The sequence below is a fragment of the Bradyrhizobium sp. GW821-FHT13H05 genome (assembly GCF_058804065.1).
In genome coordinates this window covers 80601-93823 of sequence record NZ_JBXAPO010000018.1, presented here as the reverse complement: position 1 = coordinate 93823, position 13223 = coordinate 80601, and the positions used below count along the sequence as shown (strand labels likewise).

At 64.5% G+C, this 13223-nt stretch carries 12 protein-coding genes and 1 pseudogene; 11 read left to right on the top strand and 2 right to left on the bottom strand.

Annotation, left to right across the window (positions count from 1 at the left end; genetic code table 11):
• Positions 1-44: 44 nt before the first annotated feature.
• Together AC1RR3_RS34165 and AC1RR3_RS34160 are read left to right on the top strand one after the other, a co-directional pair.
• Positions 45-530 (top strand): Lrp/AsnC family transcriptional regulator, encoded by a 486-nt coding sequence (locus AC1RR3_RS34165; RefSeq protein WP_492828968.1) that lies wholly within the window; start codon positions 45-47, stop codon positions 528-530.
• Complete coding sequence (locus AC1RR3_RS34160; protein ID WP_492828967.1) at positions 527-1036, top strand: GNAT family N-acetyltransferase; 510 nt, start codon at positions 527-529, stop codon at positions 1034-1036. Before AC1RR3_RS34165 ends, AC1RR3_RS34160 begins: the two co-directional genes overlap by 4 nt.
• A 13-nt stretch (positions 1037-1049) precedes the next feature.
• Here AC1RR3_RS34160 and AC1RR3_RS34155 read toward each other — a convergent pair whose 3' ends face one another.
• Positions 1050-1325 carry a hypothetical protein gene (locus AC1RR3_RS34155; RefSeq protein WP_492828966.1) on the bottom strand — a complete coding sequence of 92 codons (276 nt, stop codon included), beginning with the start codon at positions 1323-1325 and terminating at the stop codon, positions 1050-1052.
• On the bottom strand, positions 1322-2101 hold the full coding sequence (locus AC1RR3_RS34150) for a DUF899 domain-containing protein (RefSeq protein ID WP_492828965.1): 780 nt from the start codon (positions 2099-2101) through the stop codon (positions 1322-1324). The genes AC1RR3_RS34155 and AC1RR3_RS34150 overlap by 4 nt, the downstream gene beginning before the upstream one ends.
• A 93-nt stretch (positions 2102-2194) precedes the next feature.
• Here AC1RR3_RS34150 and AC1RR3_RS34145 point away from each other — a divergent pair, with 93 nt between their 5' ends.
• From AC1RR3_RS34145 to AC1RR3_RS34105, 9 genes and pseudogenes are all read left to right on the top strand, one after another.
• Positions 2195-3415 (top strand): helix-turn-helix domain-containing protein, encoded by a 1221-nt coding sequence (locus AC1RR3_RS34145; RefSeq protein ID WP_492828963.1) that lies wholly within the window; start codon positions 2195-2197, stop codon positions 3413-3415.
• A gap of 28 nt (positions 3416-3443) precedes the next feature.
• On the top strand, positions 3444-4082 hold the full coding sequence (locus AC1RR3_RS34140) for a Vgb family protein (protein WP_492828961.1): 639 nt from the start codon (positions 3444-3446) through the stop codon (positions 4080-4082).
• A 138-nt stretch (positions 4083-4220) separates the two neighbouring features.
• A complete protein-coding gene (locus tag AC1RR3_RS34135) occupies positions 4221-5789 on the top strand; it encodes a DUF4403 family protein (protein ID WP_492828959.1) in 1569 nt (522 codons plus the stop codon).
• 111 nt (positions 5790-5900) lie between these two features.
• Positions 5901-7010, top strand: a complete 1110-nt coding sequence (locus AC1RR3_RS34130; protein WP_492828957.1) for an ABC transporter ATP-binding protein — start codon at positions 5901-5903, stop codon at positions 7008-7010.
• A gap of 56 nt (positions 7011-7066) precedes the next feature.
• On the top strand, positions 7067-8125 hold the full coding sequence (locus tag AC1RR3_RS34125) for an ABC transporter substrate-binding protein (RefSeq protein WP_492828955.1): 1059 nt from the start codon (positions 7067-7069) through the stop codon (positions 8123-8125).
• 217 nt (positions 8126-8342) lie between these two features.
• Positions 8343-9598 (top strand): annotated as a pseudogene (locus AC1RR3_RS34120) (ABC transporter permease).
• Positions 9595-10425, top strand: coding sequence for an ABC transporter permease (locus AC1RR3_RS34115; RefSeq protein ID WP_492828953.1), 831 nt, complete (start codon positions 9595-9597; stop codon positions 10423-10425). The pseudogene AC1RR3_RS34120 and the gene AC1RR3_RS34115 overlap by 4 nt, the downstream one beginning before the upstream one ends.
• A gap of 173 nt (positions 10426-10598) precedes the next feature.
• The gene (locus tag AC1RR3_RS34110) at positions 10599-11585 is read left to right on the top strand and encodes a hypothetical protein (protein ID WP_492828951.1); all 987 of its coding nucleotides are present in this window, start codon (positions 10599-10601) and stop codon (positions 11583-11585) included.
• 278 nt (positions 11586-11863) lie between these two features.
• Positions 11864-13075 (top strand): ABC transporter substrate-binding protein, encoded by a 1212-nt coding sequence (locus AC1RR3_RS34105; RefSeq protein WP_492828949.1) that lies wholly within the window; start codon positions 11864-11866, stop codon positions 13073-13075.
• Positions 13076-13223: the final 148 nt, after the last annotated feature.

The window sequence follows — 13223 nt, the reverse complement described above, 5'->3', positions numbered from 1 at the left end:
CCGGCGCAACATTGCGCCCTTCTTGATCCCACAGGATGCGGTTCATGCCAAAATGCGAGCTGGATGCGATCGACCGGCGCATCGTCACTCAACTCCAGGCCAATGCACGATTGAGCAACATCGAGCTGGCGGACAAGGTCGGATTGTCGCCGTCGCCCTGCCTGCGGCGGGTGCGGCGGCTGGAGCGGGACGGCTACATCGACGGCTACCGCGCCTCGTTGCGACGCGGCCGCCTCGGACTCGGCTTCTCGGCCTTCCTCGGCGTCAAGATCAACGGCCATGCCAACGACCAGGCACTGAGCTTCGAAAGGACCGTCGTTGCCATGCCCGAGGTCGTTGCCTGCCACCTCGTCTCCGGTGAAGCCGACTACCTCCTCGAAATCGTCGTGCCCGAGCTCGAGGATTACCAGCGCTTCCTCGTCGACAAGCTGCTCAACCTGTCGATCGTGCGGGAGGTTCGCAGCAGCATCGCCCTCCAGACGCTCAAGGCCGGCGCACCCCTGCCGCTGGCACATTTGGCATCGCCGTGATCAGACTACTCACACCCGCCGACGCGGCTCTCTACCGCGCGATCAGGCTCGAAGCACTCGCGGCCAATCCCGAAGCTTTCACCAGCTCATTCGAACGCGAGCAGGAAAAACCCCTCGCATGGTTCGAGGAGCGCCTCACGACATCGGACGTGTTCGGTGCGTTCATCGCGGGCGAGCTCATGGGCACCGCCGGCTTCCGCCGGGAGGACGGCGCGAAGACGGCGCACAAGGGGGTTCTCTGGGGCATGTATGTGCGGCCGCAGGCGCGCAAGTCCGGCACGGGGCGGCTCCTCGTCGACGCGGTGGCAGCGCACGCTGCACAACGCGTCGAGCAGCTTCATCTCGTCGTCGTCAGCGAGAACGAGGCCGCGTTGAGGCTCTACACGGCCGCAGGATTTGTCGAATACGGCCGCGGCGTGAAGGCGCTGAAATGGGGCGGCCGATATTACGACGAGACGCTGATGGCCATGTTCTTCGACGGAAGCAACGCGTCGCGGCCACGGTGATGTGGCGGCCGTCTTAACGGCCGACCGCCCGTCGCCGCTCCGCCATCAGCTTCAGCCACGCTGCCGAATGAAACGCGCTCATCAGCAAATACATCGGCACCATCCCGCCGAGCACAGACCCCTGCCCGGCGGCACACAGCATGTCCGCTGGGCCGCCGCCGATCATGGCCGTCAGTGCGGCCATGATCGCGAAGGTCGGCGTCGCCGCTAAGGCCAGCCATCGGACGAGGTGGCGCGCGGCCTCCACGCCATCGCGGCTGGCGCCGGTGGCGGGACTTGTCGCGGTCACGCGCCCGCCTCGCGCAGTGCCTTCTCGCCGGCGGTCGACACCTCGACCCACCTCTTGTCAGGCGCGGCGCCCTCGACATAGCTGTCGTGCCAGTTCCACCATTTGTAGGTCGGCGTCTGCGGATAGCCTTTTGGCGAATCCTCCCAGACCTCCTGCCGGCCGAGCGGGGTGATATCGAGATAGTTCCAGGTGCCGCCCATCTGCTCGTCGCCGCGGCTCTTGATGAAATAGGTCCGGAAGATTTGATTGCCGTCGCGGTAGAACACGTTGGTGCCGTGCCATTCGTCGACGCCGAAATCCTTGTCAAAGCTGTCGGTGACGGTGACCCACGGAATCTCCCAGCCCATCCGCTTCTTCAGCCTGATGATATCCGCCTGCGGCGCGCGCGAGGCAAACACGAGCGTGGTGCCGCGGGCGTTCAGATGCGAGACATGGGCGACCTGGTCGGCGACCATCGAGCAGCCGCGGCAGGCATGATCGGGCCAGCCGAACACGCCCGGCTCGAAGAAGGCGCGGTAGACGATCAGCTGCCGCCGGCCCTGGAACAGGTCGAGCAGGCTGACCTTGCCGCCGGGCCCCTCGAACGCATAGGTTTTGTCGACGAGCATCCACGGCATGCGCCGGCGCTCGGCGGCCAGCGCGTCGCGGGCGCGGGTCTGCGCCTTTTCCTTCATGAGCAGTTGCTGACGGGCTGCCTCCCAGTCCTGCGGCGACACCACCGGCGGTGTTTGCATGGCGGTCTGTCCGTTAGTTCCTGCGTTGTCTGCTGATGTCATCGTGACTCTCCAAACCTCTTGCTTGACGTCCTGCCAACGATTTCTGGCACCAAGCGGTTGCGCGGTGGGAGTAACAAGTGTGGCGGGATTGACATGGAGTCGCTGATCACGGCCGCAGCGCGCGCGCTCGAGGCCGGCGATCCACTCGGCGCGCTGAACCGTGTTGCGCTGCGCAACGACGCCCCGTCGCTGGCGCTGCGCGGCATCGCGATGGCGCAGCTCGGCGATCTCGCCAAGGCCAAGACGCTGCTGCGCAGCGCCGCACGGGCCTTCGGTCCGAAAGAGGCGGTGGCGCGCGCCAGATGCGTGGTGGCGGAGGCCGAGATCGCGCTGGTCTCGCGCGACCTGAACTGGCCGGTGAAAGCGCTCGCGGCGGCGCGCGCGACGCTTGAACGGCACGGCGATCTCGCCAACGCCGCCCATGCGGGCCATATCGAGGCACGTCGTCTGCTCCTCGTCGGACGCCCCGACGAGGCCGAGCGCATACTGGCCGAGCTTGGCGCGGCCCCGCTTCCGCCAGCATCGCAAGTCGTCCGCGAGCTCGTGGTCGCCGGCATCGCCATCCGGCGTGTCAGGACGAAGGATGCGCGCACGGCGCTCGACCGCGCGGCCCACGCAGCGCAGCTGGCGAAAATCCCGGCGCTCGCGGCCGAGGTCGATAGCGCCAAGCTTATTCTCGACACGCCGGCAGCGCGCCTGATCGCGCGCGGCAGCGAACATCCGTTGCTGCTCGGAGAGGTCGAACGACTGGCGACCTCGACAGCGCTCGTCGTCGACACCTTCCATCATTCCGTGCGCAGACAAGGCATTGCCGTGTCGCTCGGAACGCGGCCGGTGCTGTTCGCGCTCGCCCGCCTTCTGGCGCAGGCATGGCCCGCGGATGTCTCGCGCGAGACGCTGATATCAGGCGCGTTTCGCGCGAAGCACGCCGATGAATCGCATCGCGCGCGGTTGCGCGTCGAGATCGGGCGGCTCCGCACCCAGCTCAAGCCGCTGGCCGACATCAATGCGACGAAGCAGGGTTTTGTGCTGGCGCCGCGCAGGACGCGCGACGTCCTCGTGCTGGCGCGGCCCGTCGAGGAGAAGCGCGCCGCAATCCTCGCCTTCCTCTCCGACGGCGAGCCGTGGTCGAGCTCGGCGCTGGCGCTGGCGCTTGGGACCAGCGCGCGCACGGTGCAGCGGGCGCTCGACGAGCTCGCACGATCGAACAAGGTGCAGTCGTTCGGACACGGCCGCGCGCGGCGCTGGATGACTCCGCCCGTCCCGGGTTTCCCGACAGGCTTGTTACTCCCCGGACCGCTCCTGAAGAACTAAGGTGGGTCACTTCACAGGGATCAAGCACATGAAGCGTTCAGCCGCCGAGATCGTCAGGGAGTACGGGCCGTTTGCGGGCGTCGAGGCCGTGCATGGCGTCACCTATGACGGCACCCATGTCTGGTTCGCATCCGGCAACAGATTGAATGCGGTCGACCCTGATAGCGGCAAGATCGCGCGCTCCATCGACGTCGCCGCGCATGCGGGAACGGCGTTCGACGGCCGGCACCTGTTCCAGATCGCCGAGGACCGCATCCAGAAGATCGACGCCGCAACAGGCAAGGTGATCGCCACCATCCCCGCACCCGGCGGCGGCGGCGATTCCGGCCTCGCCTGGGCGGAAGGCTCGCTCTGGGTCGGCCAATACCGCGAACGCAAGATCCACCAGATCGATCCGGAAACCGGAAAGGTTCTCCGCACCATCGAGAGCAAGCGCTTCGTGACCGGTGTCACCTGGGTCGACGGCGAGCTCTGGCACGGTACCTGGGAAGGCGAGGACAGCGACATCAGGCGGATCGATCCTGAGACCGGCAAGGTGCTGGAGCAGCTCGACCTGCCCGCGGGCACGATGGTCTCGGGCCTGGAATCCGATGGCGGCGATCGCTTGTTCTGCGGCGGCGGAAGCACGGGCAAGGTGAGAGCGGTCCGCCGCCCCCGGCGCGGCTAGTTTCGCGATGAGGGCCTGAAGACGGCAATGGCGCGTTCGCAACCATTAACCTGTTCGCCCCAATTCCACCCCATCGGTGCGCTCTAGCGCCCTCCTCGTCCGCCCTGTAAAATCCCCGTCGGGCGGCCTGGGGGATTGATGCGACTCACGTTGAACTTGAAGACTATCCTGATCGCCGTCGCGGTGCTCGCGGTGTCGTTTGTCGTCAGCCTGAAGGCGATGGACTGGCTGTCGCCGCGCGCGACGAATTCGGCCCCGCCGGTCGCGCAATTGCCGCCGCTGCCGCCGGCCGCGAAGAGCTCGATCGTGATCGCACCGGTCGCCATCGCGATATCGGCGATCCGGGAGCAGGCCGAGAAGGCCGCGCCGCGCAATTTCGCCGGCAAGGCCGAGAACCCGATCTCGCAGATCCTGCAGGACGCCGACATCGGCTGGTCCGCCGTGCGCGGGCCGATGGCGGCAAGTGGCGACAAGGACGTGCTGACGATCTCGACGCCGCTCAGCGGCAAGCTGAACGTGACGGGATCGCTGTCCTCGAAAGCCACCGGCGCGCTCGGCGACGCGCTCAGTGGCGTGCTCGGCGGCGATGCGGCGAAACGGATCGGCGCGGTCAACATCAAGAATTTGAACGCCAGCGCCGAGATCAAGGGCAACGTGGTCGTCACCTCGCGCCCGAAGCTCGCCGCCAATTGGCATCTCGAGCCCAATCTCGGCGCCCAGGTCAATCTCGGCGACACCAACCTTGCGGTCGCCGGCGCCAAGGTCAACGTGCCGGCGCAGGTCAAGCCGCTGATCGACAAGAATGTCGGCGAGCAGATCAACATCGTCTCCGAGCGTATCCGCAACGATCCGTCGCTACGCGAGAACGCGAAGCTGCAATGGGCCAAGGCCTGCCGCTCGATCCCGCTGCAAGGCTCGGGCTCCTCCGCCGCGCTGCCGCCGCTCTGGCTCGAGATGAAGCCGACCCGCGCCATCGCGGCGCAGCCGCGCGTCGACGCGCAGAACGTGACGCTGCTGCTTGGCCTCGAGCTCGAAACGCGCGTGACCTCGACGCCGTCCAAGCCGGACTGTCCGTTTCCCGACAAGATCTCGATCGTGCCGCCGACCGGCACCGGCGTGAATATCGGCGTGCCGATCGACGTGCCCTTCACCGAGATCAACAAGCTGATCGCGGCGCAGATGGTCGGCCACACCTATCCCGAGGACGGCTCGGGTCCGGTCGACGTCACCGTGAAGAGCGTGGACGTGGTCCCCTCGGGCGAGCGGCTGCTGATCTCGCTGCTGGTGCGCGCCAAGGAAAAGAAGAGCTGGCTCGGTCTCGGTGCCGAGGCGACCGTGCACATCTGGGGCCGGCCGATGCTCGACCAGGCGCAGCAGACGCTGCGGCTCGCCGACATCCAGCTCGCGGTGGAATCCGAGGCCGCCTTCGGCCTGCTCGGCGCCGCCGCGCGCGCGGTGGTGCCGCAGATGCAGCAGGCGCTGGTGCAGAAGGCGACGCTCGACCTGAAGCCGATCGCCGCCAATGCGCGCGAGAAGATCGCCGCCGCGATCGCTGACTACCAGAAGAGCGAGGACGGCCTCAAGGTCGACGCCAAGATCGACAGCCTGACGCTCGCGGACATCGCCTTCGATTCCAAGACGCTGCGCATTGTCGCGGAGGCCGGAGGTTCGGTGAATGTGTTCGTGACGAAGCTGTCGGGGATGTAGCGCTCCCACGCGCCGGACGCGCGCTTGCCCCCTCGTCGGAGGATGCTAAGCTGCTCCTTGCGACCTCGAACGAGGTCGCAACAGCATTGGCGCTGACGACGCGAGGACAATATGGAAGCCGGCATGGTCGAGCCTGCGCCGGCACTGGTGCGCTTTTCCGGCATCCAGAAGACCTATGATGGCGAGCACCTCGTGGTGAAGAACCTCGATCTCGACATCAGGAAGGGCGAGTTCATCACCCTGCTCGGCCCGTCGGGCTCGGGCAAGACGACCACGCTGATGATGCTGGCCGGCTTCGAGGTTCCGACCCAGGGCGAGATCTACCTCTCGGAACGGCCGATCAAGAACGTGCCGCCACACAAGCGCGACATCGGCATGGTGTTCCAGAACTATGCCTTGTTCCCACACCTGACGATCGCGGAGAACATCGCCTTCCCGCTCTCCGTTCGCAACACCAACAAGGCGGACACGCAGGAGCGCGTCAACGCGGCGCTGCGCATGATCAAGATGGAGACCCTGGCGCAGCGGCGGCCAGGGCAGCTGTCAGGCGGTCAGCAGCAGCGCGTCGCGCTGGCCCGGGCGCTGGTTTTCAATCCGCAACTCGTGCTGATGGACGAGCCCCTGGGCGCCCTGGACAAGCGCCTGCGCGAGCAGATGCAGCTGGAGATCAAGCAGCTGCACGAGACGATGGGCATCACCATCGTCTACGTGACCCACGACCAGAGCGAAGCGCTCACCATGTCGGACCGCATCGCCGTGTTCAACGACGGCATCGTGCAGCAGATCGACAGGCCCGACGCGCTGTATGAGCATCCGGTCAACAGCTTCGTCGCTCACTTCATCGGCGAGAACAATGTGCTCACCGGCACCGTCGAGACGGTGGACAGGGACTATTGCCGCGTCGCGCTGGCCGGCGGCGGCACCGTGACCGCGCGGGCGGTCAACGTATCAGGCGCCGGCACATCGACCTCCCTGTCGGTGCGGCCGGAGCGGATCGCCATCATCCCCGATGGCACCTCCAGCGATGGACCGAACCGGCTGCCGGCCAAGGTGCAGAACACCATCTATCTCGGCGACCACGCACTGGCTGTGCTCGATGTCTCAGGGAATGCCGAGTTCATGGTCAAGCTTCAGCTGGGGGCGCATCGCAGTCTCGCACCCGGCGAAGGCGTGTTCATCACTTTCCGTCCCGAGGACTGCCTGGCCCTCGATCCCGTCTGATCCGGATCTGTATCGATCAACCTCAACGCAACACACGTGAAGAAGGAACAAGAACCATGCTGAAGCGCAAGACAGGCAAGATTGCTCTGGGTTTCGCCGCGGCGCTCACCGCCAGCGCTGCACTGGCCACGGTCGCACAGGCGCGTGACCTCACAATCGTGTCGTGGGGCGGCGCGTATCAGGACGCGCAGAAGAAGGTCTATTTCGAGCCGTTCAAGAAGGCAGCCGGCGTTGCGATGAACGACGAGTCCTGGGACGGCGGCGTCGGCGTGTTGCGCGCCAAGGTGCAGGGCGGTGCCGCCACCTGGGACGTCGTCCAGGTCGAGAGCGACGAACTCGCGGTCGGCTGCGAGGAAGGCCTGTTCGAGAAGTTGGATTATTCCAAGATCGGCGGCGAGGCCGCCTATATCCCGCCGTCGGTCAACGCTTGCGGCGTCGGTGCCATCCTCTACGATTTCGTTCTCGGCTACGACAAGGACAAGCTGAAGCAGGCCCCGAATGGCTGGGCCGACTTCTTCGACACCAAGAAAATCCCGGGCAAGCGCGCTTTGCGCCAGGGCCCGAAGACCACGCTGGAGATCGCCCTCATGGCCGACGGCGTCGCACCGAAGGACGTCTACAAGGTGCTGGCGACCGACGAGGGCATCGAGCGCGCATTCAAGAAGCTGGACACCATCAAGGGCGACATCGTCTGGTGGAAGGCCGGCGCCCAGCCGCCGCAATTGCTCGCCTCCGGCGAGGTCGCGATGACCTCGGTTTACAATGGCCGCATCGACACCGCGAACAAGAACGACAAGAAGAATTTCGGCATGGTGTGGGACGGAGCGCTCTTCACCCTCGACAGCTGGGTCATCCTGAAGGGCAGCCCGAACAAGGACGCGGCCTACAAGTTCCTGGATTTCGCCGGCAAGGCGGAGAACCAGTCCAAACTGTCGGAGAACATTGCCTATGGCACCTCGAACAAGGACGCCGCCGCTCTGCTCGCGCCGGCCGTTCTGAAGGACCTGCCGACAGCGCCTGACAACATCAAGAACGCGGTCGAGATCAACGTTGCCTTCTGGCTCGAGAACATCGACCGCCTGACCGAGCGCTTCAACAAATGGGCCACGAAATAGCGCGTGACTCGACCGGCGTGCGACGCGCATTGAAAGCGGTGACGTTGCGGCCATCCTTCGAGACGCCCGCCTTCGGCGGGCTCCTCAGGATGGGGACGGAGTCTGTGGTAGCGACATTGCAGGCCCTGATGTCGTTGAGCCTCATCCTGAGGAGACCGCGAAGCGGTCGTCTCGAAGGACGAGGCGCTTGCTCAGGCCGCGCCAAGAGACTGCTCCCATGACGGCAGCCTCCGCCCATGCATCGACCGAAGTGCCGCTCAAGCGCCGCTTGAAGCGGGCGGAGCGCGCGCGCCAGCTCAAGGCGCTGGCACTGATCCTGCCGCTTTTGCTGTTTCTGCTCTTCACCTTCGCGGGGCCCATCGCCGGCATGCTCTGGCGCGCCGTCGATGACCGGGAGGTGCGCCAGGTTCTACCTCAAACCGTCGCGGCGCTCGCCGACTGGAACGGCAAGGACCTGCCGGACGAAAAGGCTTACGCAGCGCTGGCGAACGACATTCTGGCCGCGCGCGCCGCCGGCACGATGGCGATTGCGGCCAAGCGGCTCAACTACGCAATGAACGGCTTCCGCACGATCCTCACCAGCACGGCACGCAATCTGAAGGCGGTGCCGGAGCCCGGCACGGCCAGTGAGACGCGCTGGGCAAGATCAATCCGGCCTGGCGCGAACGCACCACCTGGACCACGATCAAGGACGCCAGTGGCCCAACGACCGGCTTCTACCTTCTGGCGGCGCTCGACCTGACGCGGAACGCGGATGGTGCGATCATCGCGGCCTCGCCCGATCAGGCCATCTACCGCGACGTGTTCGCCCGCACCTTCCTCATCAGCCTCAGCGTCACGATACTCTGCCTGATCCTCGGCTTTCCGGTCGCCTACCTCCTGGCGACGCTGCCGCCGGGGCGGTCGAACCTGCTGATGATCTTCGTCCTGCTGCCGTTCTGGACCTCGCTTCTGGTCCGCACCTGCGCCTGGATCGTCTTGTTGCAGAGCAAGGGCGTCGTGAACGACAGCCTGCACTGGCTTGGCATCATCGACGAGCCGTTGCGGCTGATCTACAACCGCTTCGGTGTCTGCGTGGCCATGACCCACGTTCTGCTGCCGTTCATGATCCTGCCGCTGTACAGCAGCATGAAGGCGATCTCGCCTGCCTACATGCGGGCCGCCGCCTCGCTCGGTGCGCCACCCCTCACTGCCTTCCTGCGGATCTATCTGCCTCAGACGCTGCCCGGCATCGGCGCGGGAAGCCTGCTCGTCTTCATCCTGGCGCTCGGCTACTACATCACGCCGGCCCTCGTCGGAGGCGCCGCCGACCAGATGATCAGCTACTTCATCGCGCTCTACACGACCGAGACGGCCAATTGGGGCCTCGCTTCGGCGCTGGGTGCGGTGCTGCTGCTGGCCACGATCCTGCTCGCTCTCGTCTACGGCAGACTGGTGCAGGGACAGCAGGTCACGGGAGGAATGAAGAATTGAGCGATCATTCTTCCATTCGCACGCCCAGCCAGCGCATCGCGTGGACCGCGACCATCGTCATCTCGACGCTGGTATTCATCTTCCTGATCGCGCCGATCCTTGCGATCATGCCGCTGTCGTTCAGCTCCGGCTCGTACCTCACCTATCCGCTGCCGGGCTTCTCCTTGCGCTGGTACGACGATTTCATCAATTCGCCGCGCTGGATGAATGCACTGAAGAACAGCATGATCATCGGGGTTGCCTCGACCCTGCTGTCGATGGTGCTCGGCACGCTGGCCGCGCTGGGGCTCGCGCAATGGAAAAGCCGGCTCAAGCCGCTCGTGCTGGCTTTCGTGCTGTCGCCGGTCGTCGTGCCCGGCGTCATCACCGCGGTCGGCCTTTATTTCTTCTTCGCACCGATCGGGCTAACCGGCAGTTATCTCGGCTTGATCCTGGCCCACACCGCGCTGGCGACGCCCTTTGTAGTGATCACGGTCGGCGCGACGCTGCAGAGCTTCGATACCAATCTGGCACGTGCCGCCGCCTCGCTCGGCGCCTCGCCGCTTCAAGCGTTCCGCCGCGTGATCCTGCCGTTGATCCTGCCGGGCCTCGCATCAGGTGCGCTGTTCGCCTTCGCGACCAGCTTCGACGAGGTGGTGATCGTGCTGTTCATGGCAGGTCCCGAGCAGCGCACCCTGCCGCGCGAGATGTTCAGCGGCATCCGCGAGAATATCAGCCCGACCATCACGGCGGCGGCGGTGATTTTGACGACGGTGTCGGTCATCCTGCTTGCAACGCTGGAAGGCTTGCGCCGACGCAACGAACGGCTGAAGGGCGGCAGCGTGTGACGGGCAGCATCCTTTTTCCCCTTGCTTGCGGAAGAAGGGCAAATTGATCGAAGACTGTGCAGCGTTTCCAGGCGGGTAAGGGAGCGGCCGTGAACTATCCCACAAACTCGCACAGATATTTATGCTAGCTTGGCGGGATGTAGCATGTTGCGCGGCCCGATTGGCGAAAGCAGATGCCCACCCGATCTTCCATTGTTCGCGGTCTGTGCACCGTCTTGATCGTTGCTGGCCTTGCGCTGTTTTTGTGGAACACGCTCGCCGCCCAACAGAACTCGGACACTCTGCAAGACTCCAGAGGGGCCTGCTTGCAGCTGCGCAGCTTGCAACACCGCAAAGCCAGACTTGAAGTCGAAAAGCTTCGCGTTGAGCTTAGTAAGCTCAAGCTGGAGGTCGATAGCAGGTGGACCCCAACAATTGTTTCGCTCGTTGGCGGCATGTTCTTCGCCATTGCCGGTGCCTGTGTCGGTATTTATACCGCAACGAGACATGCTCGCAGTGCTATGGACGTAGCTCAGAAGAACGCTGACGAGGCTGCGAAGGCTGCTCGGCAGAAGACTATCGATGATATAGAGGCAGCTAATCGGGATGGTCTCGCCGCTATGGAGGCGGCTTATCAAAAGCAGATCGCGGACATTGACCAGGCCACTCACGAAAGGAGACTGGAAAGCTATCCGGAGCTTTTTGGGCTTACCTCGCCATTGGCGATTCACTTCCCAACGCAATTACTCGATCCGCGGACTTGCGAAGACATCGGCCGCGCAATTTCGGAATGGTATTTTGTTTCGGGCCTGCTCTTGAGTATGGAGGCTCGTGATGCCTACTTTCTTTTTGCGCGTGCCCTAACACGTGCATCCTCCGTGGACGACCTGTGTCTTCCCAAGTCCCCCGATGACATCAAGAAACTATCCCAGAAAAGCATCGACGGTTACCGTAAACGTTTCCACATGGAGCAGCCCGACAAGGACCTGGTCGAGATGTGGTACTTTGGAGAACCATCAGCGGCGATGCGCTCTCTAGCGCCATTTGATCGGGAATATGAATTCAAAGACTATGCGTTCCTGCAGACGTTGGGCAGTCGGCTTCGAACTTCGCTTACAGAGGATATTGGCAGCCGCCGCCGACCGGGTCACAAACAACCCGTCAGTTCGCCTGGATCCTGAAACGACGGCGAGACGGAGTTTTGGCTCACTCGCTCCGTTGCTTGACTGCCCATAGCCGATAGGCCTGGTCTTCGTAGGGATCGTCACACCGGTCGGCGGCGGGATCAGCTTCGTGCCCTCCACGCGGAAGTGGTCGAGGCGGGAGAGGGTTAGAGCACCGCCACCCCCTACTTATTTCGCACCCCTCCTCGCGCATCCCGGGCTTTGCCCCCGCGACCGTTTGTCGCTACAACAGTCCCCGCAACAAAACCCAAACAACAATGCTGAGGGAGAAACATATGCAAAAACTCATCGCCGCGGTTGCGGCCGGTCTCGCGCTCGCCGCGACATCAGGCGCCGCGCAGGCGCAGATTTCCGACGATGTCGTCAAGATCGGCGTGCTCACGGACATGTCGAGCCTCTATGCGGACGCGACCGGCAAGGGCTCGCTCGCCGCCGTCGAGATGGCGGTCGCCGATTACGGCGCCAAGGTCGCCGGCAAGCCCGTGCAGGTGGTCGCCGCCGATCACCAGAACAAGCCTGATGTCGGCGTCAACATCGCCCGCAACTGGTACGACAACGACAAGGTCGACGCGATCTTCGACGTGCCGACGTCCTCGGTGGCGCTGCCTATCTCGGCACTGACGCGCGAGAAGAACAGGATCAACATCAATTCCGGCGGCGGCTCATCCGACATCACCGGTGTCGCCTGCTCGCCCAACACCGTGCACTGGACCTACGACACCTACGCGCTGTCGAACGTCGCCGGCAAGGCGATGGTGAAGCGCGGCGAGGACACCTGGTTCTTCGTCACCGCCGACTATGCCTTCGGCATGGCGCTGCAGCGCGACGCCGCCAACGTGGTCAAGGAAAGCGGCGGCAAGGTGCTCGGCGAGGTCCGCCATCCGCTCAATTCGTCGGACTTCTCCTCCTTCCTGCTCCAGGCCCAGGCCTCCAAGGCCAAGGTGGTCGCGCTGGCGAATGCCGGCGGCGACACCACCAACGCGCTGAAGCAGGCCGCCGAGTTCGGCCTCGTGCAGGGCGGCCAGAAGATGATCGCGCTGCTCCAGGAGATCACCGACACGCATTCGCTCGGCATTAAGGCGACGCAGGGCCTGATCGTCACCGACGCGTTCTACTGGGACATGAACGAGGAGACGCGCGCCTTCTCGAAACGCTTCAACGACAAGGTCGGCCACATGCCGACCATGATCCAGGCCGGGCTCTATTCGGCAACCATGCATTATCTGAAGGCGATCGAGGCCATCAAGACCGACGAGGCGCCGAAGGTGATGGCGCAGATGCGCGCCACGCCAGTCAACGACTTCTTCGCCAAGAACGGCAAGATCCGCATCGACGGCCGCATGGTCCACGACATGTATCTGTTCGAGGTCAAGAAGCCCGAGGAATCCAAGGGCGAGTGGGACCTCTACAAGCTGATCGCCACCGTACCCGGCGACGAGGCATTCCGTCCGCTCGACAAGGGCGGCTGTCCGCTGGTGACGCACTGAGCAAACATCCTCCGTCATTGCGAGCGAAGCGAAGCAATCCAGAAATGCCCCCGCGGCAACAGACTGGATTGCTTCGTCGCTTCGCTCCTCGCAATGACGGGAAGACACGACAGCGGGGCCGGTGGAAAACAGGCGAGCTTCGCATCCC